The organism is Burkholderia sp. AU33423, assembly GCF_002223135.1.
GTDB classification, from domain to species: domain Bacteria; phylum Pseudomonadota; class Gammaproteobacteria; order Burkholderiales; family Burkholderiaceae; genus Burkholderia; species Burkholderia lata_D.
In genome coordinates this window covers 632,448-656,099 of the sequence record NZ_NKFH01000010.1, presented here as the reverse complement: position 1 = coordinate 656,099, position 23,652 = coordinate 632,448, and the positions used below count along the sequence as shown (strand labels likewise).

Sequence of the window (23,652 nt, the reverse complement as noted above, 5' to 3'; positions counted from 1 at the left end):
TACGCGCCGGCCAACAGTCGCGGCCGGTGCGAGTCGTTTGGCGCCGCAGGCTGCCCCTCATCATGCGGCGCCCCTTTTTGCCGATGATCGACATGAAACTCGAACTTTGCATTGACTCCAAACCGCTCGACATCGAGCTTGACGACGTCGTGGCAGGACTGCTGGCCGTTCGGCTCGATTTGCCGGAAAACGCCGATCACCGGGACGCCATCACCCGTTATCTCAACGAGAAGGGGGCGCCCTGGAGCCTCGACGCGGACCACATGCGCCGACGTATTCTTCGCCGACTGATCCTGGATATCGCCGATCCGGCACTCGTGATTCGCTATCTGATGGCGGGCGACTGAATCGGCCTGGCCGGTTTCAATCGGCAGGCGGGGCATGATGCGCGTTTGCATCCATAAGTTATCCTTCTGATTTGGTCGCGTCGATGCCAGGCAATCGCCGCTCGCCCGTCGGTTCGCCGCCAAGGATTCCCGCCGGCGTGCTCGGTTTGGACTACCTGAAGTTCTTGCAGCTCTCGATTGACGCAGGGCTTGCCGGCCTCGGCCAATTCAGCAGCGAAGCGCTGGAGGAGGCGATGGTCGCTGTCCGATGTGGCTCAATGCGCGCGGCACGACCGGCAATGAAGGTCTTCTTTGATGGCTGTCGGTTCTGGCTCGCCAGTCACTTTCACCGTCATGAGGCGGCCCGCCGTCTCGGTGCCCGTCATCAGGAATTCTGGTGCGAGATCGCGTCAGGCTCGAAGCACGACGCAGTGCGATATGCGTCGAGCGTTTCCGGCCTCGAGCGTTTCCGTGACGACCCGTCCACATCGGCTGGCTGACCGCCATCCGTGGATTCATTGCGTTCGTCGCCCGTCGGCGCAACATGAGCCGTCCTGATAGCAGGCGCGTTCTGCGTGATTCCGCGTGCGGCAGCACCTCAACGAAGCGTTTCCTGAAAGCGGCGTGGCCAGGTATTCGGGCCATCCGCATCAAGACTTCGCATGACAAACGCATGCACCCGGAAGCCGAAACCGGCGGGCACGGGAAACCAGCTCAGCCGATATCGATCGTGCGACTGGTGGATCTGGCCGGCTCCGATTTCGGTACGGTCAACGTGAGGACACCGTTGTCAAACTTTGCCAAGGTGTGGTCAGGGTCGGCATTTTCCGGCATCGGGATCGTGCGCACGAAGCTTCCATGGGCGCGCTCCAGCCGGTAGCAACCGTTTTCCTCACTGCTCACGTCTTGCTTTTTCTCTCCGCGCAGCACGATGGCCCCATCCTCGACGCTCACCTTCAGATCTTCGCGCTCCATTCCGGGCAGTTCGGCGGTCACGCGCAGCACCGGGCCTTCATCGACGACGTCGATGCGCGGCTGGAAGCGCGATGAACTGAAGTCGCCAAACCACCGTTCGAGCGCGCCGTGGCCAGCGAACGGGTCATGAAGGAATTCCTCCATGGCGCGCAATGGTTCTCGTGAAAACAGTCGCGAAATGTCGGGCCACGACGTACGCCACGGCTCGCCTGTCGGCGGACTGTCCGGGCCTTCCGCATCGGACTTGCGGGTGGCCCCGCGAAGGAACTTGAAGGGGTTCCACTTTTTCGGATCGACATTCATGGCGTCCTCCGATTGATCTCCAGTCTGTTTTGAGCCTGGCGTAGCCGTCCGGTGCGGACACGCGCGCCATGATCCGTTTCACGAGGATCGTGCGGATCCGGATCGCGTGTCCTCACCGATACGCCTGCGTCAACTCAGGCAGCGAAGCCTCGCTGATCCTGTTCTGAGTTGACGGAGGGGCTCGTGCTGCGCCTTGGCTCATGACGCGTCAGCCGGTCTTGATTTCGATGCGTCGTGGACGCGCTTCGTCGCGGCGCGGGATGGTCAGCTTCAGCACCCCGTCCTGAAGGCTCGCCTCGATCCTCGACGAGTCGAGATCCGCCGACAGCGTAAACGTGCGGGCGAAATGCGGCTCCCGAACCTCGGCATGCTGAAGCCGCAGATTTGCCGGCGTCGGCACCACAGCCTCGGCCTCGATCAGGAGGCTGCTGTCGTGAACCTTCACGTCCAGCTTGTCCTTCGTCACGCCGGGCAAATCGGCCCACAGCGTGACGCCGTGACTGTCCTCGTATACGTCGACGGCCGGCACGAGCGTCCCCCGGCGCACGGCCTGTTCGGTTTCGCGACGCGCAACGGCGGACGCGTCGCGTTCCGCCAGTTGGGTAGTGTCTTTCATGATCGGCTCCTTCTCTTACTGGACAGCGATGGCACGCGGCTTGGACGATTCACGCTTGCCAATGCTGATGGATAGACACCCGTTTTCGTAGTGCGCCTGGACCTTGTCGGGATCGGCGGCCTCGGGCAGCTCGATGACCCGCCGGAACGTTCCGGCAAAGCGCTCTTGCGCATAGGTGCGCCGCTCACCCCCGGTGTCGCGTTGTGCCGATTTGCGTTCGCCGCCAATGGTCAGCAGCCCCTTGTCGATCGACACATCGAGCGCGGCGGCGTCGACGCCGGGCGCGAACGCGACGATCTCGATTGAATCGTCTGTCGCGCCGATATTGATCTGAGGGAAAGTGCCGAAACGGCTCGCGCGAATGCTGGACGGGAAACCGCCGAAGCGTTGCGCCATCTGTTGCTGCAGGCGGTCGAACTCGCTGAAGAGATCGGTTCCGAAATAGAGATCGCTCATGATCTTATCCTCCTGGCCTGTTGCAGCATGGAGGCGAACGGGCCTACGCGCTCCAGTTCGCCTGCCAGACTGCGTGGCAAACAAATCGAAACACGCAGCGCGCGGAATGAAGCGACCCGCGCGTCTGCCTGAGCGAAACTTAAGATAGGAATTCTGCGGAGAAATTCAAGGGGCGCCCGTCATTTTTTTGCACTTGAAATCGGTGCGCTGGACCCTATCATCGCGGCGAATCGGTACTACGTTACGGAGGACGCCATGGAGTTCGACACTGATTGGCTGACGCTCGGCAGACATCGTATCCGGCTGCGTTCGACGAGGGGGTTTCCGACCGAGTCGATGCGCACCGTGGCGGAGGTCGTCCGGCTTGCGATCGACAACAACATGAGTGCGCGGGCTCGACTCGTCGAGGTCGTGTGCCGGCAGGAAAAGACTTACGACGTCGTCGTTGGCACCACGATGGCGGAGGACAAGTTTTGTGCGCCGCAACTCGAAGCGGCCGTGGCCGTTGTGCTGGGCCTGTTGCCTGACCAGATCAACATCACGGTCACGCCCGTCACGCAAAAGGAGGTCGATCTGCACTTCGGCGTGTATGAGCGGATGCTGTCGGAGAAACTGGGTACGACGTCGCCAATCCGATGATCGGCCGGTCCGGCACGGGGCGGGGCGGCGGCCTCCAGCCGGATCGCCCCGTCGCGTCACCGCGCAGCGGCGAGGTCGTGATCGATATCCCGATGGAGGGCAGGCGGACCTCGCATCAGGCGGCCTTCCGCCGGACCAGCGTGACTCGGAGCAGCACGCGGAAAATGCATGAGAGGGTGGCCTCGCGTGATCCACGAGGATCGAACCTCAGCGCGTACCGGATGGCGACCTGCATCGAACGGGTACGTGAATTGCTGTGGCCGTATCGGGAGGCCACCATCATGAACAATCCTGAACCGCTCGAAATCGAGAAAGCGACGCCTAAGTCGACCGGCCAGAACTGGGCACGTCGCCTTGGCCCCGGCTTGATTACCGGTGCGGCTGACGACGATCCGTCAGGTATCGGTACGTATTCGCAAGCCGGCGCGCAGTTCGGATTCGAATTGCTGTGGACCCTCTTCCTGACATACCCGCTCATGACGGCCATACAACTGGTGAGCGCGCGGATCGGGCGAGTGACCGGCAAGGGGCTTGCATCGAACATGCGGGCTCACTACCCGATGTGGCTGCTCTATAGCGCGGTCGTGCTGCTGATGATCGCCAACGTCATCAACATCGCAGCCGACCTGTCGGCGATGGGCGCCGCAGCCGGCTTGCTGCTCCCCGGGCCGCACCAGCTCTACGTTGTCGGGCTGGGTGGCCTGTCGGTCGTGCTTCAGGTGTTCGTTCCCTATGAACGGTATGCGCGCCTTCTCAAGTGGACGGCGCTGATCCTGCTCGCTTATGTGGCGGTTGCCCTGATCGTCCCGATCCGGTGGACCGAGGTGGGCCGTGCGATCGTATGGCCGCATATCGTGCTGGCGCCGGACTACCTCACGACGGTCGTCGCGGTCCTCGGCACGACCATCAGCCCGTACCTGTTCTTCTGGCAGGCCTCGCAGGAAGTCGAGGAACTGGAATCCGCGCCGCGTGAAGGGCCGCTTCGCCGAGTTCCCCACCAGGCCCCGGCGCAACTGCGCCGAATCAGTTTCGATACCTGGCTGGGGATGGGCGTATCGAATGTCATTGCCTTCTTCATCGTGCTCACCGCGGCGGCTACGCTGCATGCGCACCACATCGAGGTCAAGACGTCGGCTGACGCCGCGCGGGCCCTTGCCCCGATCGCGGGTCACTTCGCCTATATGCTGTTCGCGCTCGGGATCGTCGGCACCGGACTGCTGGCGCTGCCGGTTCTCGCCGGATCGACCGCATACGCGGCGGCCGGCACATTCCGCTGGCGCAATAGCCTCGCCCTGAAGTTGACGCTCGCGCGACAATTCTACGCGGTCATCGCATTGGCAACCGTGGGTGGCGTGGTCATCACATTCATGCATTTCGATCCGATCCGTGCGTTGTATTGGAGCGCTGTGATCAACGGGGTAACGGCGGTCCCCATCATGGTCATCATGATGCTGATGGCTCGGAGCAAGCGGGTCATGGGTGAGTTCGCCATTGCGGGACCGCTTGCGTGGGGAGGGTGGCTTGCAACACTTGCAATGGCAATTGCAGCCGCGGGGATTTTTGTGCCGGGATGAAACCGACTCCTCAAGGCGACGCATTCAGTTCACGCAGGCAAGCGGCGACCGATCGGAAGCGTGTTGTAACGCGACAGCTGGGGGCATTGTGACGAAGAAAACTTCGAAATTGATGGGGTTGCCTGCCGTTGATCAGAGGTCGATCTTCCTCGCGGAGCTTCGCCACGAGAAGATGGCGCGTTCGGTGCACACATATGTGCGTGGCAGCGCCGCACACTTTTACGAGTGGCTCGGGAGTCGCAAAGAAGGATCCCTTCCTGACGGGCCGCCGGTCTGGATTTGCGGGGACTGCCATCTTGGCAATCTCGGCCCCCTCGCGTCAAAGACGGGAGAGGTGACGGTGCAGATTCGTGATCTCGACCAGAGCGTGATTGGCAATCCTGTTCATGATTTGCTCCGGCTTGGACTTTCGCTCGCGACCGCGGCTCGTAGCTCCGATCTACCCGGCGTCATTACCTGGCGCTTGATCGAGGCACTCGTCGACGGATACGAACAGGCGTTCGACCGGAAGGCCGAAGACCGGCCAGATGGGATACGCCGTCCGACCGCGGTTCAGATCGCGATGAAAGCGGCCCTGCATCGGTCGTGGCGGAAGCTCGAACGGCAAACGATCCGGAATGTCGAACCTCACATTCCACTGGGCAAGCGATTCTGGCCACTCTCGACTCAGGAAAAATCGGCAATACACGCGTTGTTCGAATCCGCGCCTGTTGACACGATCGGCGCGGCGCTCAGTCACGGCGCGCGCAGCACCGCCAAAATGAAGGTGCTCGATGCTGCCTACTGGGTAAAGGGTTGCAGTTCTCTGGGCCGGCGCCGGTATGCCGTGATGCTCGACATCGATGGCGCGTGTTCCGACGGCGGGCCGCCATGCCTGATCGATATCAAGGAGGCTGCGGTCGCCGCAGCGCCCTCGCATGCCGGTGCACGAATGCCCCGGGATGCCGCTCAACGCGTGCTCGAAGGAGCGAGACGCGTCTCTCCCATGCTGGGAAGCCGGATGTGCGCGGCGCGACTGGACGGGCGCTCTGTCGTGATTCGCGAACTGATGCCGCAGGATTTGAAACTGGCGGCCAAGCAACTCTCCGAAAACGATGCCGTCAAGGCTGCCCGCTATCTTGCTTGGGTCGTGGGACGCGCACATGGTGAGCAGATGGACGAGCGGACCCGCCTCGCGTGGCGCGCCGAGCTGAGGCGTCACCACCCCAAGACCGTCGATGCACCCTCCTGGCTGTGGCGAAGCATCATCGAACTGATGGTCGCGCATGAGGAGGCCTATCTCGAGCATTGCCGGCGTTACGCACTCGGCAAGCCCATCCGATAGGTCGACGAAACTCCAGCCTCCGCACAGCGGGCAACCATTCCGGTCGTTTCACGATTGAATCAGATGGCCTCGAATACCGAAACGGAACGGCACCAGCGATACAACGGTGGCCGACACGCGGGGATTGGACGGCGAGCGAATCGATCCCTACTTGTCGGCGCCAGACTGATAGCTATGAGAGACGGTCAGCGGACGCCGAAGCGAGCTGTCGGGCACGCCCGGCGGCGCTGATTTCAAGTTTGAAACATCCGTCCACAAGACCGTACGACAACGCGCCATGGGCCGGACTCGACTGCGTTGTCACGGTATTGCTGCGTGACGCCCAACGATCGCCGCGCCGAGCGTCGCCAGCAAGGTCCCGGATTCAAGGGGACCCCCGCCCGTCGATTCATTCGTGAAACGATCGGCACGAGTGTTCACCTGGAACGGCAAAAGGGCGAAGGGGCGGGGAGCGGTGACGCGTGACCTTGACGGCCGCCGAGCAAACTGAACTCGAAGCGCTGTTTCTTGTCCATCGTGAGTTGCTTGCGTCCATCGCTACCTTGAGGCGATGGAGCGGCGGGCGGCCCGGCATGGCGCCGACCGCTGCGGTGCATGCGACAAGCGATGCGACGGCAGTGGATTTGCGTCGCGCGCCGCGTCATCGCAGCGACATCTTTCTCGCGTAAATCTATGGTACTTCGCCAGTCGGCGAGGTACCGTTTTCTCAAGGAATACCGACCATGGCGGCAAAACGCCTTCGCATCAACATGATTACCCGTCGCCAGTCGACGTTCGACGGCCGGCATCTCGACACCGAGGCGGCACGTCGCCTCGGCGCGCACGCACAGGACGCGATTCCCGCCCATCTGAAAGGCACGCAGGGCGCCGAGGCAGAATGGCTGCCGCGCGTGAAGGTCAGCGAGCGATAACCCGGTAACGCCGGGCGAGGCACTGCGCGACAGCACCGATCTCGCCGTCCGGCGGCTCTCCCCATTTCGATCGAGATGGAACGCGTTCGCCGGACGGCGAGCGCTGGATCACGAACGTCTCGGCTCGCGTATCGCGCCCTGTCGTCAGACCCGCTCCGGATGGGGCGGGTAGGCGTTCCGCGGCGCCCGGCGCCGTCTCGCGGCATGTCGGCCGCCAATGCAGGCTCGATGCACCCGCAAGCAACGTCCGTCTCGCGTCCGTGACGCCTTGCGATCGCGGTTGCGGGCGTCATCGCCGGCCTGAGCGGGCCCATTCGTCAAGTTAGCGGCGGCGCGTGCCCGTGATCCCCCAATCCCCGAGCATCGTCGTATTCCCGCGAAATATCCTTGTTCGTATAGTCGCCGAGCTTCGACGCGGCGACCACGCTCAGCACCGCACACACCAGCACGTACGCCGCGATCGCATACCCCGAGTGGTAGTAGGCAAACAGCGCGGTCGCGATCAACGGTGCCGGGCCCCCGGCAATGACCGACGCGAGCTGATAACCCATCGACGCGCCGCTATACCGCAACCGCCCTGTGAACGATTCGGCAATCAGTGCAGCCTGTGGTCCGTACATCATCGAATGCGGGACCAGCGACAACACGATCGCCGTGAAGATCCACACCGGATTCCGGCTATCGACCATCGTGAAGTAGACGAATCCGAACACGCCGACGGCAGCCGCACCGATCATGTACATCCGCCGCCGTCCGATCAGATCCGACACGTGCCCGAACAACGGAATGGTGAAGAACTCGACCACGGATGCGGCCAGTACCGCCGCCAGCAGCAGTTCGCGCGTGACGCCCAGCGCCGTGATCCCGTAAGTGAACACGAACGCCGTATAGATGTAGAAGGGCGCCTGTTCGGCCATCCGCGCAAACGCCGACAGCACGATATCCCTCGGCTGCTTGCGCAGCACTTCGAGCATGGGCGTCTTCTCGATCCGACGCTCGGCCAGCAGCTTCGCGAAGATCGGCGTCTCGAGAATATTCAGGCGAATATAGAGCCCGATCGCGACCAGCACGACGCTGAGGATAAACGGCACGCGCCAGCCCCATGTCAGGAAGGCGCTGCCGGAAAACCAGCTCATGGCCAGCACGGCAAGGTTGGCGAGAAACAGGCCCGCCGGCACGCCGAACTGCGGCCACGACGCGACGAAACCGCGATGGGCATTGGTGCGCGCCCACTCCATCGACATCAGGACCGAGCCGCCCCATTCGCCGCCCACGCCGACGCCCTGGATGAAACGCAATACCGTGAGGATGACGGCGCCCCAGATGCCGATCGCGGCGTAGGTCGGAACGAAAGCCACGGCGAACGTGGCGAGCCCCATCAGCAACAGGGTCACGATCAGTGTGGCCTTGCGTCCGATGCGGTCGCCGTAATGGCCGAAGATCGCTGCGCCGACCGGACGTGCGACAAAGCCGACGGCATAGATCAGGAACGCCTGTAGCGTACCGACGAGTGGGTGGGATTGGGGGAAGTACAGCTTTGCGAAGACCAGGCCGGTGACCGTGCTGTAGAGGAAGAAGTCATACCATTCGATCGTGGTGCCAATCGTGCTGGCGATGACGGCGCGGCGTAACTGGCGCCGGGCTTCCTCGTCGGAGAGGGGCGTGGCCGCGGATTGCATGGCAGCCATTTTGATATCTCCCGGAACAGGGCGATAGAGAAATTAACCATACGCCCCGCGACAGGTTCCGGCAAGCGCGAGCGACGAATGGCCGCTTCGTCGCCCGGGCCCTTCATTCAGCCATCCTTAAATATCATGATATGAGGTTTGATCATCATTCGCCTTGGCAACGACGAGGTGGGTGTGATGTTCGAGCCATACGCACGCAGAGACGCCGAATGGCATGTCACGGAGCATTCGACGACCGCACCTGATGTCGTTACGGCTCGCACTGTGCGAGCGTCAGTGCGCGATGTCGATCCGGCGGATAGGCATGCGCCATACGCGCGCGAAGGTGACGGCTGCAAACATTCGGACAATGGCCGATAGCGTGCGTGAAGCCGTCGCAGTCCTGCAAAGACAAGTCGGAAAACACGGGCAAGCGGCTAAGCGATCCGTAGTGATCGGCGGTGGACCAACCAGGCCTGCTCACCATTCATTCATGCGTCTTTCAGCCAGGGCATTTCCACGGGTGACACGACCAGTTGCCGGAATTCGCGTTTCAGATCGAAGATGAACCCGACCAGGATCATGGAGTCGGCGTAAGGAATCGGAAAGACATGCGGATTTTCCGGCGTACGCAGCGGGCGCTCGGGGCTGTCGGCCGTCGCCGCGGCGTTCTCGCGAACGCTTTCCAGTTCGTCGGCCATGGCCACGCCACTGATTTGCAGCACACGGCTGCGCAGGTCACTGAAGGGCTCGATGCGCGCAGCGTCTTCGTGGTATTCGGGCACTTCGTAAACGAACCAGGACATTTTCGTCTCCTGTGAGAAGGGGCGCTATTTTAACGCTGCGCGAGGCTTCGCCGGGAGTCGGCCACGGTGTGCGGCGGCCGCGGTTGCTCGAGGCAGTCCGGCAGGGGCGATTTCTCCGGACGTCCAGGCTTCAAACCCGTGTCCACCACGGCCTGGATCACCTTGAGTCGGTCAAGTTCTCGCTTGGCGCGCTCAGTCTCGGGAGCGTGGCGACTGGCAGGAAATGGCGCGTGACCGGCTCGAATCGCCGGAAATCGAATGGCAGCAGCGATGTTGTGCGGATAGCCGATCCGGCGACCGCTTGCGGCGCGCCGTGTACGAGCGTGACGTGCGAGGCGTTGCAGTGCCGCAAATGGACGTACGGCGTGTCGATGATTTTTGCTGCAAGATCGGACACTGCGTGGGTGTGAACGATCATTAGCGCAGGCAAGGCGCCCGGGCATGCACCGCCGCCCGGGCGCCGCGCGCTTACCGCGCGAATGTGGATATCGGCCGGCCGGCGTGGGTGCAGGTGAGCCCGAACGAGAACGGCAGGTTGCCTTCGTCGTACGTACCGCTTACCTGATAAGCCGCTCCGACTTTCGGAATCGGCTTGTTGACCGCAAAGACCCCGGCCCTCAACTGCGTCAACTGCGTCAACTGCGTCCCGTTGAAATCGATCGACGCGATGCCGTCGACCAGGACCGGATCGCCATGCAACGCGACGACGCGCACGTCATGCGCGTGGCGTGTCACGACCGCCGCCTGCTCGAGCGAACGCCGGGGAATCCAGCTCTGCGCACCGAGCGCCAGCGCCTGCGCCTCGGTAACGCCTTGCGCGAGCAGATCCCCCGCACCCGCTTCAAAGCGGTACGCATCGCCGAGTGCTTCGGCACCGGGCTCATCGTCGGCGAGCGCGAGGACAGGCTTGCTCCGCGCCGGCAATTGCTCGATCGTCACGCCGAGGATGAGCGGCGACTCCGACGTGGAGGTGCCGGTAAAGCTGCGTCCCGCCTCGCTGTAGCTCCACGGCGCGCCTGCCGCTATTGGTATGCTGCTGCCGGCAATCGCCTCCGCCACGCGATGCCCCCAATCGCGAAATCGACTCGCCATCGCCTGCACCCGTTCAATCACGGAATCGATGATTCAGGCATGAGAATAAAGAACAAAATCATGCCGCTCCGATCATCAATTGAAGGGGAAAGGTCATCGACACACTTCGGAAGTGCTTTTTGTGCGCCTGAAGTTCAATTTCCAGAATTGGAAATTTAAACTGAATTCCACAGGCGCAAGGATGAGAGTAGATCAGCGCGAAACCAATTCAAGATGTATTTGTGCGACACATTTATTTAAATGCATACCCGATTATTCGCTGCCTCATTGACCACACAACCCGTAAATTTCTTCATTCCGGTCATTAGAAACGAATCGCTTGATGATAATCCTGCACGATCCAATCGATCGTTTCACCCCGGCTGCCGCCGACAATCCGATTGTAGAAAGCCCAGCAATTGTGCGATCCATTTATTAAAGTTCAGAATCAACGCCAGCCCGCTCGACAAGACGATCCAATATTCAATCATTCAGTTCGGACAGGCCGATGAACTCACTGTTTTAACCAACGCAACTCAGCTCTCGTCTCTTGCACTTATTGATGCTGTTGGTGTTCGAAGTTATCCGCAGTTCATCACACCCGACCGCTTAGAGCCACGAACGGTCTTCGCTCGGACCCGATATCGGGCATCATTAGATTTTTAAAATGATCGCCAAATTTATTTTCCTCACGGTCTCATTCAGCTTGGCGGAGTATCACCCGTCAAATTTAACAGGTGGTAATTTCTCGGAATTATCCTACGCTTAACCGTCATATATGGATGGGGATGCGCGGCATAATGGGGTGGGATTTATATTTATGCCATTAAATGGGGTGGGAAACCTGATGACCCCGGTTTGCGCCGAAGGCTTGTCTCGATTTGCCGGATATTGTTCGGCGCCCGCTGAATAGCATCAAGAGTAGGAAGTGCTGGCGAAGCTGAATAACTCGTGCGGCGCTCCATTGTGTAAAGAGGCGCCCAGAGGCTCCATCACTCAGGCTTTGAACAGGAACTCGACGAGACAGCTTGTCTCGCGAAGGACTGGCATGCCCGGCCGCTTTAAATGAAAAACGCAATAAACCTATAAGGGAATTGAAATAAAAATGCCTTTTTGAGTGATAAGGCACAGCTGGGTGCGGATCTCATGGCTGTTGTCGCGCCAATATTTTCCGAATTCCGGATGCGCCCACTAAAGGCGGTGGCGCTTGCTTGCTTCGGTTTCCTGATTAATTGATCGTTGAATTTTTCGCAACCCTTATTGTTTTAAATTTTTCAACAAAAAAGATTGTAAGTCCATTCTGGAGACGCCGTGAGCACGATACAGACCTCGCAGTGCATGACTCGTGAAATGACAAATGAACGCACGTTGCAGGAAGGGAATTCGGCCGGACATGACGCCATTGGGCTCGATGAATCGGTGGTCGAGCATGAGCAATTGATCGCGAAGGCGGCAGAAGTCGCCCGCGTGCTCGCGGAAGAATCGCACGCTGCCGATACCGGGCGCCGCCTGACCGAGCGTTCCGTCGCCGCGCTGACCGAGGCGGGGCTGATGCGGCTCTTCACGCCGCGCCGGCTCGGCGGCTACGAAGCGCGTCCCGCCACGCTGTTCGACGTCTGCTACGAGCTGGGGCGCGGCTGCTGCTCGGCGTCGTGGGTCACGAGCGTGCTCAACATGGGCAATTACATGATCGCTCACTTCCCCGAGAGTACGCAGGACGACGTGTGGGGCGGCAACCGCGACACGCGCACCGCGCTCATCATTGCGCCTTCGCGCGCCCAGGTCGAACGCGTCGACGGCGGTGTCGTGGTGACGGGAGAGTGGGGTTATGCATCGGGCAGCCTGCACGCCGAATGGATCGGCGCGCTGATCCCGAAAGGCGTCGATGCCGACGACGAGACGATCAACTTGGTCCTCATGCCGATGAGCGAGCTCGAAGTCCGCGACACCTGGCATATCACGGGCATGCGCGGCACCGGCAGCAACACGGTCGTGGCGAACCGGCTGTTCATTCCGCGCCATCGAGTGACGCCTTACGCGCCGATCGTGCAGGGCCGGTCGCGCCTGCCGTCGGAACGCCACCGTTTATATAGCAGCGCGTTCTCGGGCTTGCTGTCGATCGGTCTGCTCGGACCGCAACTCGGGGCGATCGTCACCGCGCTGGAACTCGTGCGCGATCAGGCCCACGAGCGCCGCGTCGCCTCGTCCACGTTCAAGAGCCAGGCTGTTTCGCCGGCGTTCCAGACCGATCTCGCCGAAGCTTCGATGATGATCGACGGCGCGCAGCTGCACGCCCGCCGCATCGTCGAAACGGTCGAACACCACGCAACGGCCGGCGTCCTGCCCGACGAAGTGACGCGTTCGCGCTTTCGGATGGAATCGACGCGCGTCACGCGCCTGTGCCGCGAGGCCATCGATCGCCTCATGACGGCCTACGGCAGCGCCGCCTTCATGGAATCCAATCCCCTGCAGTTGATCTGGCGCGATCTGAACGTGGCGAGCCGCCACGCGGGCTTCGGGATGGGCATTCCGCAACTTGTCTACGGCCGCGCGCTCGTCGGCCTCGATCCGCGCGAAATCAGCTACCTCGTGTAACCCCACGCGGCCTCCCGGTTCCCGGCGGGGCGGCCCTCTTTGACGACAGGAGCTTGCATGTCAGACGTCGAATCCCTCGAAAACAAGCCGGAAAATCACGCGCACGTCGCGGCCCGGCAGCACAACCGCAAGATCGTCGAGCAGTACATGCACACGCGTGGCGAAGCGAGGCTCAAGCGCCACCTGCTGTTCACGGAAGATGGCGTCGGCGGTCTGTGGACGACCGACAGCGGCCAGCCGATCGCGATTCGCGGCCGCGAGAAGCTCGGCGAGCACGCCGTGTGGTCGCTGCAATGCTTCCCCGATTGGGTCTGGACCGACATCCAGATCTTCGAGACGCAAGACCCTAACTGGTTCTGGGTCGAGTGCCGCGGCGAAGGCACGATTATTTTCCCCGGCTACCCCCAAGGCCATTACCGCAATCACTTCCTTCACTCGTTCCGCTTCGAAAACGGATTGATCAAGGAGCAGCGCGAATTCATGAACCCTTGCGAGCAATTCCGTGCGTTGGGTATCGAGGTTCCCGAAGTGCGCCGGGATGGTCTACCGAGCTAACGCATACCCAATGGAGGAGACGAATGGCTGGTATCCCGTCGATTCAACCGTACGCGCTGCCCGATTCGAGCAGCCTGCCCGAGAACGTCGTGTCATGGCGTGTCGATCCGTCGCGCGCGTTGCTGCTCATTCATGACATGCAGAACTATTTCCTTTCGCCGTTGCCGCCGACGCTGCGCGAGACGTTGACGACCAATGTCGCGTCGCTGCGCAAACGGTGCAAGCAGGCCGGTATTCCCGTCGCGTACACGGCCCATCCCGGGCGCATGACCGAAACGGAACGCGGTTTGCTGCGCGATTTTTGGGGGCCTGGCATGGAGACGACGCCGGCCGATCGGGACGTCGCCGAGGCCGTCGGCCCGTCCCCGGACGACTGGATGCTCACGAAGTGGCGCTACAGCGCATTTTTCCGCACCGACCTGCGCGAGCGCATGCGGGAGAGCGGTCGCGATCAGTTGATGCTGTGTGGCGTCTACGCGCACATCGGCGTGATGATGTCGGCCGTCGATGCGTTCACGAACGACATTCAACCGTTCTTCGTCGCCGATGGCGTGGCGGATTTTTCCGAAGACCATCATCACCAGGCCCTGGAATACGTGGCCCAGCGTTGCGGCAAGGTGGTGAGCACCGAGGAGGCGCTGGCATGAACGCCGCTCCGAACCGCAACCTTTTCGATCGCATCCTCCACGGACAGGCACCGTGCTTCGCGTTGATCGCGCGTTCGACGGGTAGCGCCGGGGAGCGCGCGACGATCGATATCTTCGCCGGCGCGGTGTCCTATCCGTCCTCCCTGGCCGAGCTTCCGTTGGCCGCGCCGACGGCGGCGGCCGCGGACCGTCAGGAGCTGCTTGTGCTCGTGCCATACCGGCAGCTGCACGAGCGCGGCTTCAGAGCACACGACGACGGCGCTCCGCTCGTCGCGATCACCTGCGACGAGCACGAAACGGTGTCCGCGCAGCTTGCGCTCGCCGCCATTCCCGATGCCGATACCGCGCTCGGCGAGCGTCACTTCGACATCGACGACGAGGCCTACGCCGAGATCGTCGAGCGCGTCATCACCGACGAGATCGGTACCGGCGCGGGCTCGAACTTCGTCATCAAGCGCACGCTCGAGGGCGATCTCGACGACTATTCGCCCGCCAAGGCGCTGGCGGTCTTCAAGCGTCTGATGCGCCGGGAAGTCGGCGCGTATTGGATCTTCGTGATTCATACCGGGGAGCGCACGTTCGTCGGCGCCACGCCGGAGCGGCACCTGACGCTGCATGAAGGCCGCGCGACGATGAACCCGATCAGCGGAACTTATCGATATCCGCAAAGCGGGCCGACGATCGATGGGATCAACGCTTTTCTCGGCGATCGCAAGGAATCCGACGAGCTGTACATGGTGCTCGACGAAGAGCTCAAGATGATGGCGCGCATCTGCCCGACCGGCGGCCAGGTCACGGGGCCGCACTTGCGCGAGATGGCGCGGCTCGCCCACACCGAATATTTCATCGTCGGGCACACCGAGGCCGATGTCCGCGACTTGCTGCGCGAAACGATGTTTGCGCCGACGGTCACCGGCAGTCCGATCGAAAGCGCGACCCGCGTGATCGCGCGGCACGAGCGGACCGGCCGCGGCTACTACAGCGGCATTGCCGCGCTGATCGGCCGCGATGCGTGCGGCGGGCGCACGCTCGACTCCGCCATCCTGATCCGCACCGCGGAGATCGACCGCGCCGGCCACGTTCGCATCGGCGTCGGTTCGACGCTCGTCCGGCATTCGGACGCGGTATCGGAAGTCATGGAGACGCATGCCAAGGTGGCCGCGCTGTCGAACGCATTCGATCCGCCGGAAGCCGGCCCGGCGCTCGGACAGCATCCATCGGTGCAGGCGGCGCTGCGCGAGCGCAACGAAGGTATCGCGGACTTCTGGTTTCGGCCCTATGGCGGGCGACAAGTCGAGATGGCCGATGCGTCGGCTGAGTTGAGCGGCTGCCGCGTGCTCATCATCGACGCCGAAGATCACTTCACGGCGATGATCGCCCAGCAACTGTCGTCGCTTGGCCTCGTCACCGAAGTGTGCGGGGTTCATGACGCAGTGGACCTTGCGCGTTACGACGTCGTCGTCATGGGGCCGGGCCCGGGAGACCCGAGCGACGCCGGTGATCCACGCATCGCTCGCCTCTACGCGTGGCTGCGGCATCTCATCGACGCGGGCAAGCCGTTCATGGCCGTCTGCCTGAGCCATCAGATCCTGAACGCCATCCTCGGCATTCCGCTCGTGCGGCGCGAGGTGCCCAATCAGGGCATCCAGGTCGAGATCGATCTGTTCGGCCAGCGTGAGCGCGTGGGCTTTTACAACACGTATGTCGCACGGACCGACCAGGACGAAATGGAAATCGACGGCGTCGGCACGCTGGCCATCAGCCGCGATCCGCGCACGGGCGAAGTACATGCTTTGCGCGGTCCAACGTTCAGCTCGATGCAATTCCACGCCGAATCGGTCCTGACCGTCGACGGGCCGCGCATTCTCGGCGAAGCCATCACACACGCGATACGCCGCGAAAAACGCATGACAGCGTTGACGGCCTGACGACTCTTTGCACTTTTTATCGAACCCTATAGGACACGCGTTTCATGATTGTCGACATCGTTTGGTGGAACCTCGACGGTTCCGAGCAGAGCATCGAATCGCTGAAGGCGCGTGTGGACGACAGCACCCTCGCGCGCTGGTCGAACGTGCCGGGCTTGCGCGAGAAACATTGGATCGCCGACGACGACCAGAATCGCTGGGGCGCGATCATGCTCTGGGACGGCGAGCGTCCGCCCGCGCATCTATTGCCACCGAACGACGCTCAGACGCTGATCGGCTTGCCGGTTGCCGAGCGCTTGCGCTTCTCGGTGGAGGCAAGCGCCGCGAGCGGTGAGATCGCGGCGCGCATGCGCGCGCTCGAGCCGGCGGCATCGCACGCGAATATACACGCGGCGGCGCCGATCCATGCGTCGCATCCAATCGACTACATCGTCGTTGACGCCTTCACGCGCACACCGCTCGAAGGCAATCCGGTTGCCGTCTTCCTGGTCGACGATCCGCTGCCGGCGGAGCGCATGCAGCGGATCGCCCGCGAAATGAACCTGTCGGAAGTGGTGTTCGTGATGCCGCCGAAGCAGGGCGGCGACGTGCACGTGCGCATCTTTACGCCGGTCAACGAGCTGCCGTTCGCGGGCCATCCGCTGCTGGGCACGGCCGTGGCACTCAGGCACGTCAAGGCGCAGGATCGCTTCGTGTTCGAGACGGGCATGGGGCTCGTGCCGTTCGATGTGCGATCCGATGCGCCCGGCGAGGCTTACGTCACCATGCAGCAGCCGATCCCGACGTGGACGCGCTTTGATCGGGCCGAGCGTCTGCTCGAAGCGCTCGGCGTCGACGCGTCCGTGTTGCCCGTGGAGGCCTATCGAAACGGCCCGCGCCACGTGTTCGTCACGGTGCCCGACGCCTCCGCGCTTTCCGACGTGCATCCGGACCATCGCGCGTTGGCCGAGTTCGAGGATATGTCGGCCATGTGCCTGGCCCCAGCGGGCGACCACTGGCGCTGCCGGATGTTCTCGCCGGCCTACGGCGTCGTGGAGGATGCGGCGACGGGCTCCGCCGCTGGCCCCATCGCCATTCATCTTGCCCGCCACGGACTGATTTCGTGGGGCGAGCCGCTGCATCTTCTCCAAGGCGTCGAGATCAAGCGCCCCTCGCACATGCATGCGCGGGTGAACGGCTCGGAGCACGGCATCGAGGCGGTCGAGGTCAGCGGTCACGGTGTCGTCGTCGCGCGCGGCCGCCTGGGCGTCTAGCGTCGCCCCCGTCTTTTGCCATCACGAAAACATTGCCATGAACACCAGTCGATTCGAAAGCCTCACCGGACGCGTCGATGTCCTGTTCCCCGAATATGACGACCCGCCGTCCGAGCCGATCACGCTGCTCAAGCGCTGGCTCGCGACGGCCGATGAAGCGGGCGTCCGCGAGCCCAAGGCGCTCGCGCTCGCGACCGCCACGTCCGACGGACGCATCTCTTCTCGCATCATCGCGTTCTCCTCGATCGACGACCGTGGCGTGATCTTCTGCACGCATTCGACGAGCCGCAAAGGACGCGAACTCAGGGAGACGGGCTGGGCCTCGGGCTTGCTGTATTGGCGCGAAACCGGGCAGCAGATCATGATTTCCGGCCAGGCGGTACCGCTCGAGGAAAGCGAGAACGACAAGCTCTGGTTCGGACGCTCGGTGCCGATGCACGCGATGTCGAGCGCCTCGCACCAGAGCGACGAGCTCGTCGACCGCGAAGCGCTGCTCGCGCACGCCGCCGAGTTGCTCGCGCTCGGCGTCGCGTTGCCGCGGCCGCCGCGCTTCGTCGGCTATCGGCTCGAGCCTCACGAGATGGAATTCTGGGCCGCCAGCTCCGACCGGCTTCACCGGCGCCTCAGGTACGAACGCGATGGCGACGATTGGAAAACCACCCAACTCCAACCTTGATTCTCTTGCGGATAAGGAACTTGCCTGTGTCTACTTTCGATATTCCGGTTGGCGTCGGCCAAACCGCACTGTTCATCGCCTGGCAACGTCATGCCGAAGGCCAGCGCCCGGATGCCTTGTTTCACGATCCGTTCGCCGCAGCGCTGATCGAGCACTTGGCCGGCACGCCGACGCATGAGCACGTCAGCGAAGTCGCGCGGCGCGCGAACTTTCCGCAATATTTCGTCGTCCGCACACGCTACTTCGACGATGCCATTCTCGCGAACCTGAGCCGCGGAATACGGCAGGTCGTCACGCTGGCCGCCGGCATGGACGGCCGCGTGGCGCGCCTGGCGTGTCCGTCCGGCACGCGCTGGTTCGAGCTCGATCTCGACGACATCATCGCCTTCAAGCGCGAACTCATGAAGCAGTCCGGGTTGCCGCTGCAGTGCGATTGGCGGCCGCTCGTCGCCGATCTGACCTCGGATTGGGCGAGCCCGTTGCGCGCGGCCGGCTTCGATCCCGCCAAGCCCACGATCTGGCTCATCGAAGGGCTGCTGATGTATCTGCGCGACACGGACTGCGATGCGCTGATCCGTCAGGTGGCCGACCTGTCGGCGCCGGGCAGCGCGCTCATGCTCGAGCATCTCGCCGCGCGCATGATGAGCGACGAGGGCAAGGAAGCCCGGGCGCGCGTCGAATCGCAGGGCGCTCGTTGGCTCTCGTCCCGCGACGATGTGCGCGACTGGCTCGGCCGATACGGCTGGACAGCGACCGTGCATGCCTCGGACGACCCGACGATCGCCCACGGCCGCAGCGTCGCGCGCATCCCGGCGGGCTGGTTCGCCTCATCGACGCGCTCGGCGCCCGGCGGGAGCGGATCATGAATCGGTCGATTCCCATGCGGCGCGAGGTGCGCTTGAAGGCGAAGCTGAAAGGCCTGCCGACACCGGACGATTTCGAAATCGTCACCGCCGCCGCGCCGGCGGCCGGCTCGGGCGACGTGCTGGTGCGCAATCGCTATTTCCTGGTCTCGGCTTCCTTGCGCGCGATGATCAGCGAAGGCGCGGAAGACGTGCCCGGTGTGCCGTTTCCGTGTTTGTCGGCGGGTGACGCGCTGATGGGCGAAGCGCTAGGCGAGGTGGTGAGCGCGCCCGCCGGCAGCGGTTTGTCGTCCGGCGACATCGTCACGCACTTCCACGGCTGGCGAGACTACGCGGTGGTGCCCACATGGGGCTGCCAGCGCGTCGGCGAGGCGCTGCCGGAGCCCGCCGGCTATCTCGGCTACCTGGGGCACGGCTGGACCGCCTACGCGGCGCTGACGCGCGGCGTGCCGATCCGTCCGGGCGACACGGTGTTCGTCACGAGCGCGGCCGGTGCGATCGGCGCGATGGCCGGACAGATCGCGCGGCGGCTGGGAGCGGGGCGCGTGATCGGCAGCACGAGTTCGCGTGACAAGGCACGACGCCTCATTTCCGAGCTCGGATATGACGCCGCCGTCATGCGTGGCGACAGCACGCCGTTCGCAGAGCAGTTGCTCGAAGCGGCGCAGGGCGGCATCGACGTCCTGATCGATTCGGTCGGCGGCGAGCAATTACAGGCGGCCGTCACGGCCGCCCGCGAAGGGGCGCGCTTCCTGATCCTCGGCGCGCTGTCGGGCCAGCTTGCCGCGACGGGAACGGGTCGAACCGCGCCCGCCGAAATCGATACCGTTCAATTTCTCCTCAAGAGGATCACGATGCGGGGCTACAGCGCCGACGACAATCCGGAGGCGAACGGCGAATGGTTCGAGCGTTTCGCGCAGTGGCTGCGCGCCGGAGAGATCGCGTTCCCGCATACGGTGATCGACGGCCTCGATGACGCGCCGAGCGCGTTGTCCGACACGTCCAGCGGACGTTATCTGGGCACGGTGCTCGTCAAGCTGTAGCGGTGCGGAGCGTGGGCGTCGCTTGCATGCCAGGCGACGACACCCGCTCGATCGGCAGCATTTCATTATGGGAGTGGAACTGTGGAATGCAATCTTTCTTCGGCGCGCGTTGCCGCGAATTGGACGCCCGCTTCCTGGAAGACGAAGCCGGCGCTGCAGCAACCGGTTTATCGCGATGCGGCGGCGCTCGATCGCGCCCTGACGCAGCTGCAGGCACTGCCGCCGCTCGTCACCGCATGGGAAGTGCTGACGCTCAAACGCAAGCTCGCGGACGCTGCGGCGGGACGATGCTTCTTGCTGCAGGGCGGCGACTGCGCGGAAAGCTTCGACGATTGCACGGCGCCGATCATCGCCAATCGGCTCAAAGTGCTGATGCAGATGAGCCTGGTGCTCGTGTATGGCTTGATGCTGCCGGTGGTTCGGGTCGGCCGCTTTGCCGGCCAGTACGCCAAGCCGCGCTCGGCGGATACCGAAACGCGCGACGGTGTGACGCTGCCTTGCTACCGCGGCGACATCGTCAACGCCAGCGCTTTTACGAAAGACGCGCGCGAGCCCGACCCGAAGCGCCTGCTCGAGGCGCATTCCAAATCGGCGCTGACGATGAATTTCGTGCGCGCGCTGAGCGATGCCGGTTTTGCCGATCTGCGCCACTCCGAACATTGGGATCTGGCCTGGGCGTCGCATTCGCCGCTTTATGACGAGTATCGCAAGATGACGCACTCGATCGGCGAATCGCTGCGCTTCATGGAGGCGCTCGCGGGCGAGCCCGCCGGTAGCGATGCGAGAGTCGATTTCTATACGTCGCATGAGGTCCTGCTGTTGAACTACGAAGAGGCGATGGCACGGCAAGTATCGCGGCATTGGGGCTGGTTCAACCTGTCGACGCATTTTCCGTGGATCGGCATGCGCACCGCGCAGCTGGACGGCGCGCATATCGAATACTGCTCCGGTATCCGCAATCCGATCGGCCTGAAAGTCGGGCCCGGGGTGAGCACCGACCAGTTGCTGCGCACGATCGACGCGCTGGACGCCACGAACGAGGCCGGCCGGTTGACGCTCATCACGCGCATGGGCGCGGCGAAGATCGAAGCGGAGTTGCCGAAGCATCTGCATGCCGTCAAGGCCGAGGGCCGGCGTGTCTTGTGGTGCTGCGATCCGATGCATGGCAACGGCGAAACGACCCCGGGCGGCGTGAAGACACGGCGCTTCGAGAACATCCGCGCCGAGCTCGAGGCGGCCTTCGACATTCATGCCGCCTGCGGCACGCATCTGGGCGGCGTGCATCTGGAGCTGACCGGGGAGGACGTGACCGAATGCCTGGGCGGCGCGCGCAATCTGACTGAGGCCGATTTGGCCCGCGCTTACAAGTCGACGGTCGATCCGAGGTTGAACTATGAGCAGTCGCTGGAGATCGCGATGCTGATTGTGCGCAAGTTGGGTATGACGCGGGTTGCCGAAATCGGCGCCAAGTGGCAATTGGCGTATGCGTAGCGGGGCGGCGTGAGGCTGGCAAGGGCTGCTTGCCCGACAACGCAGCGTGCGAAGGCTGCTGGACGGCTGAAAACGGAACTGTTTTACTCTCGGGACTGGCAGACCGTCAGCACCGACCAGTTCATTGAGGTCGTTGACTCATACATTCGCTGGTACAACGAGAAACGGATCAAGATCTCGCTTGGCGCACTCAGTCCAATTGAATACCGGGAGAGCCTCGGGCTGGACGACATAAACCAGTCCAAGAATTCCGCCGCACCCCCAGACACGACATTAGGATATGGCTGCTACAACGGAAAAATGTGATCATACATATTATGTCAAATTAATGATATTCGCTGATTGCCATGGATACAGGACCGGCCATCTCGCTGGAGCACTTGGGCGGCCCGTATGGGTATTGCTGTCGGCTGCACGCGATGAGCGTTGGTCCGACAGCCATCGCGACGCGCCGTGGTACAGGCCCATGCAGTTGTATCGGTAAGCGACATGGGTGGACTGGCGCAGACTGATATCGGAAATGGCGGAGGCGTTGTCCGGCCAGGACACGGTATGGTAGTCGATGTCAATTAGGCACATCGCCAGCGAGCGTGCTGCCCGAGATAAGCGTTGAGCATCAAATAGCGCATTCAACGGGTACGACCAACCTCACTCCACTTGTTGCTACCGGCTCTCGGTCAATGCCGATCTCAAGACAGCAGCGATGTGTACATTCCGAATAAAATCTCACTCGCCTCAGTCAACGACTTATTCGACCTCACAATGAAATATCGTGAATCTAATCAAAAAGACCGATCAGCAGTCGGTCATACGATTCGATCTGCCTCGAATTTGTCGACAAAAATCCACCGATAAATTCGCGCTGCCGATTCTTGTAGTCGACCCATTTTTCATCGTGCGTATCCATTGCCTGCCCGAGTTGCAGAGCACCCTCCTCCACGTCCTGTTCATTATAAAAATAACCAAGCTCGCGACAGAGAAATGCATTATGAATCAACGCATACCCGTTCCAGCAAACATCGAAATAGAAGTAGTTCAGCGCGAGCCCTGATTGATGGGATATTACAATATCGGTGTTTTCTGAAAGAAACTGAGGGGTGCTGTAATAACCGACAAAGCTTACCTTTGAATCTCGCACAAGGTCCAGGTGGTGCGCGACGCCAATAAATTCGGGGCTGTTTTTTGCAAGATGCTCCGTGTTCGTCGCGTGCACATAAGATATCTTTTCACCAAATCTTCGATAGCCCAGTTCTGCGATCAAGAGCGGATAGAGGCAAAACTTCGTAACGTCGATATTCGGCTCCATGATGGAGAGGCGCTTCGGTTGGCCGGTTGGACGATACTCCCCGCGATGTGGGAGCGCTGCCGACCGCTCTTCGATGCACATCGGGTCCCAAACGAACGGGACTTCACGAACCGGCTGGCGCCGTAATACGCTGAAGTAGCTCGCGCTGGTATCGACAACTTGCGGGATGATCCACACTTGATCATAACGCTGGTTGATGAATACCGTTTCCGCATGCCGTCTGCCGAAAATCATGGCCTGCATCATGTGCACGTATTCCGGACCGCAGCAATAGCTCACGACTTTTGTACCGCGTGCCTGCAGATACGCGGTTTGCTGCTGGTCAATTTGTCCCCCGAGTTCGATCAGGACATCGAGCGAGTCTTTCGCATCGTCGAACGAGCGTATCGGATACTGCGTGGTATCCCACGGAAGTTCCGACGTGATCTTGACGTTCGTGGTGTTGACGAGGGTTACCTGATGGCCAAGAGGCGAATGTTGAAAGAGCCTCATCAGATACAAGGCGTTCTGCTTGATGCCGTTGACCCAGAGACTCTCTGCCGCGTGGTGAAGGCCAATTGTGATACCGATGCTGAGTGAGCGCGCCAAACTCATGGGGGGTTCTCCAGGATGCCCATCCAATAAAGA

At 62.3% G+C, this 23,652-nt stretch carries 23 protein-coding genes and 1 pseudogene; 17 read left to right on the top strand and 7 right to left on the bottom strand.

Annotated elements, in window-relative coordinates; genetic code table 11:
• Nucleotides 1-92: 92 nt before the first annotated feature.
• Nucleotides 93-347 (top strand): hypothetical protein, encoded by a 255-nt coding sequence (locus CFB50_RS38220; protein ID WP_069250263.1) that lies wholly within the window; start codon nucleotides 93-95, stop codon nucleotides 345-347.
• Nucleotides 348-493: 146 nt separating this feature from the next.
• Complete coding sequence (locus tag CFB50_RS38215; RefSeq protein WP_144020769.1) at nucleotides 494-826, top strand: hypothetical protein; 333 nt, start codon at nucleotides 494-496, stop codon at nucleotides 824-826.
• Nucleotides 827-1,040: 214 nt separating this feature from the next.
• On the opposite strand, the gene CFB50_RS38210 is transcribed toward CFB50_RS38215, so the two are convergent.
• The 3 genes from CFB50_RS38210 to CFB50_RS38200 form a co-directional block, all read right to left on the bottom strand.
• Complete coding sequence (locus CFB50_RS38210; protein ID WP_069249562.1) at nucleotides 1,041-1,604, bottom strand: Hsp20/alpha crystallin family protein; 564 nt, start codon at nucleotides 1,602-1,604, stop codon at nucleotides 1,041-1,043.
• 208 nt (nucleotides 1,605-1,812) lie between these two features.
• Nucleotides 1,813-2,220, bottom strand: coding sequence for an Hsp20/alpha crystallin family protein (locus CFB50_RS38205; protein WP_089449508.1), 408 nt, complete (start codon nucleotides 2,218-2,220; stop codon nucleotides 1,813-1,815).
• A gap of 15 nt (nucleotides 2,221-2,235) precedes the next feature.
• On the bottom strand, nucleotides 2,236-2,676 hold the full coding sequence (locus CFB50_RS38200; protein WP_089449507.1) for an Hsp20/alpha crystallin family protein: 441 nt from the start codon (nucleotides 2,674-2,676) through the stop codon (nucleotides 2,236-2,238).
• A gap of 255 nt (nucleotides 2,677-2,931) precedes the next feature.
• On the opposite strand from CFB50_RS38200, the gene CFB50_RS38195 reads away from it, so the two are divergent.
• From CFB50_RS38195 to CFB50_RS38180, 5 genes are all read left to right on the top strand, one after another.
• The gene (locus tag CFB50_RS38195) at nucleotides 2,932-3,315 is read left to right on the top strand and encodes a hypothetical protein (RefSeq protein WP_069249559.1); all 384 of its coding nucleotides are present in this window, start codon (nucleotides 2,932-2,934) and stop codon (nucleotides 3,313-3,315) included.
• A gap of 281 nt (nucleotides 3,316-3,596) precedes the next feature.
• On the top strand, nucleotides 3,597-4,889 hold the full coding sequence (locus tag CFB50_RS38190; RefSeq protein ID WP_089449575.1) for an NRAMP family divalent metal transporter: 1,293 nt from the start codon (nucleotides 3,597-3,599) through the stop codon (nucleotides 4,887-4,889).
• A gap of 112 nt (nucleotides 4,890-5,001) precedes the next feature.
• Nucleotides 5,002-6,213: a DUF2252 family protein gene (locus CFB50_RS38185; RefSeq protein WP_089449506.1), complete on the top strand. Its 1,212-nt coding sequence runs from the start codon at nucleotides 5,002-5,004 to the stop codon at nucleotides 6,211-6,213.
• 461 nt (nucleotides 6,214-6,674) lie between these two features.
• Nucleotides 6,675-6,881, top strand: a complete 207-nt coding sequence (locus CFB50_RS39370) for a hypothetical protein (protein WP_144020768.1) — start codon at nucleotides 6,675-6,677, stop codon at nucleotides 6,879-6,881.
• Between the two features lie 54 nt (nucleotides 6,882-6,935).
• Nucleotides 6,936-7,124, top strand: a complete 189-nt coding sequence (locus CFB50_RS38180) for a hypothetical protein (protein WP_069249558.1) — start codon at nucleotides 6,936-6,938, stop codon at nucleotides 7,122-7,124.
• Between the two features lie 317 nt (nucleotides 7,125-7,441).
• Here CFB50_RS38180 and CFB50_RS38175 read toward each other — a convergent pair whose 3' ends face one another.
• The 3 genes from CFB50_RS38175 to CFB50_RS38165 all read right to left on the bottom strand — a co-directional run bounded on the left by CFB50_RS38175 (nucleotide 7,442) and on the right by CFB50_RS38165 (nucleotide 10,710).
• Nucleotides 7,442-8,812: an MFS transporter gene (locus tag CFB50_RS38175; protein ID WP_089449505.1), complete on the bottom strand. Its 1,371-nt coding sequence runs from the start codon at nucleotides 8,810-8,812 to the stop codon at nucleotides 7,442-7,444.
• Nucleotides 8,813-9,282: 470 nt separating this feature from the next.
• The gene (locus CFB50_RS38170; protein ID WP_069249556.1) at nucleotides 9,283-9,597 is read right to left on the bottom strand and encodes a helicase; all 315 of its coding nucleotides are present in this window, start codon (nucleotides 9,595-9,597) and stop codon (nucleotides 9,283-9,285) included.
• Between the two features lie 468 nt (nucleotides 9,598-10,065).
• Nucleotides 10,066-10,710 carry a hypothetical protein gene (locus CFB50_RS38165; protein ID WP_144020767.1) on the bottom strand — a complete coding sequence of 215 codons (645 nt, stop codon included), beginning with the start codon at nucleotides 10,708-10,710 and terminating at the stop codon, nucleotides 10,066-10,068.
• 1,308 nt (nucleotides 10,711-12,018) lie between these two features.
• On the opposite strand from CFB50_RS38165, the gene CFB50_RS38160 reads away from it, so the two are divergent.
• The 10 genes and pseudogenes from CFB50_RS38160 to CFB50_RS38115 form a co-directional block, all read left to right on the top strand.
• Nucleotides 12,019-13,263 (top strand): acyl-CoA dehydrogenase family protein, encoded by a 1,245-nt coding sequence (locus CFB50_RS38160; RefSeq protein ID WP_256979427.1) that lies wholly within the window; start codon nucleotides 12,019-12,021, stop codon nucleotides 13,261-13,263.
• A gap of 57 nt (nucleotides 13,264-13,320) precedes the next feature.
• Nucleotides 13,321-13,818, top strand: a complete 498-nt coding sequence (locus tag CFB50_RS38155) for a PhzA/PhzB family protein (RefSeq protein WP_069249553.1) — start codon at nucleotides 13,321-13,323, stop codon at nucleotides 13,816-13,818.
• A gap of 137 nt (nucleotides 13,819-13,955) precedes the next feature.
• The gene (locus CFB50_RS38150) at nucleotides 13,956-14,465 is read left to right on the top strand and encodes an isochorismatase family protein (RefSeq protein WP_275691223.1); all 510 of its coding nucleotides are present in this window, start codon (nucleotides 13,956-13,958) and stop codon (nucleotides 14,463-14,465) included.
• Nucleotides 14,426-16,393, top strand: coding sequence for an anthranilate synthase family protein (locus tag CFB50_RS38145; protein ID WP_306427296.1), 1,968 nt, complete (start codon nucleotides 14,426-14,428; stop codon nucleotides 16,391-16,393). Before CFB50_RS38150 ends, CFB50_RS38145 begins: the two co-directional genes overlap by 40 nt.
• Nucleotides 16,394-16,539: 146 nt before the next feature.
• Entirely contained in the window at nucleotides 16,540-17,646 is a 1,107-nt protein-coding gene (locus tag CFB50_RS38140; protein WP_306427295.1) for a PhzF family phenazine biosynthesis protein, read from the top strand.
• Complete coding sequence (phzG, locus tag CFB50_RS38135) at nucleotides 17,612-18,322, top strand: phenazine biosynthesis FMN-dependent oxidase PhzG (protein WP_231937808.1); 711 nt, start codon at nucleotides 17,612-17,614, stop codon at nucleotides 18,320-18,322. The genes CFB50_RS38140 and phzG overlap by 35 nt, the downstream gene beginning before the upstream one ends.
• Nucleotides 18,295-19,188 (top strand): SAM-dependent methyltransferase, encoded by an 894-nt coding sequence (locus CFB50_RS38130; RefSeq protein ID WP_256979426.1) that lies wholly within the window; start codon nucleotides 18,295-18,297, stop codon nucleotides 19,186-19,188. The genes phzG and CFB50_RS38130 overlap by 28 nt, the downstream gene beginning before the upstream one ends.
• Nucleotides 19,185-20,228, top strand: coding sequence for an MDR family NADP-dependent oxidoreductase (locus tag CFB50_RS38125; RefSeq protein WP_089449499.1), 1,044 nt, complete (start codon nucleotides 19,185-19,187; stop codon nucleotides 20,226-20,228). Before CFB50_RS38130 ends, CFB50_RS38125 begins: the two co-directional genes overlap by 4 nt.
• Before the next feature lie 81 nt (nucleotides 20,229-20,309).
• Nucleotides 20,310-21,719, top strand: a complete 1,410-nt coding sequence (locus tag CFB50_RS38120; RefSeq protein ID WP_089449498.1) for a class II 3-deoxy-7-phosphoheptulonate synthase — start codon at nucleotides 20,310-20,312, stop codon at nucleotides 21,717-21,719.
• Between the two features lie 5 nt (nucleotides 21,720-21,724).
• Nucleotides 21,725-21,944, top strand: a pseudogene (locus CFB50_RS38115) (IS3 family transposase); the annotation flags it as partial.
• Nucleotides 21,945-22,497: 553 nt separating this feature from the next.
• Here CFB50_RS38115 and CFB50_RS38110 read toward each other — a convergent pair.
• The gene (locus CFB50_RS38110; RefSeq protein WP_089449497.1) at nucleotides 22,498-23,619 is read right to left on the bottom strand and encodes a DUF2827 domain-containing protein; all 1,122 of its coding nucleotides are present in this window, start codon (nucleotides 23,617-23,619) and stop codon (nucleotides 22,498-22,500) included.
• Nucleotides 23,620-23,652 lie beyond the last annotated feature (33 nt).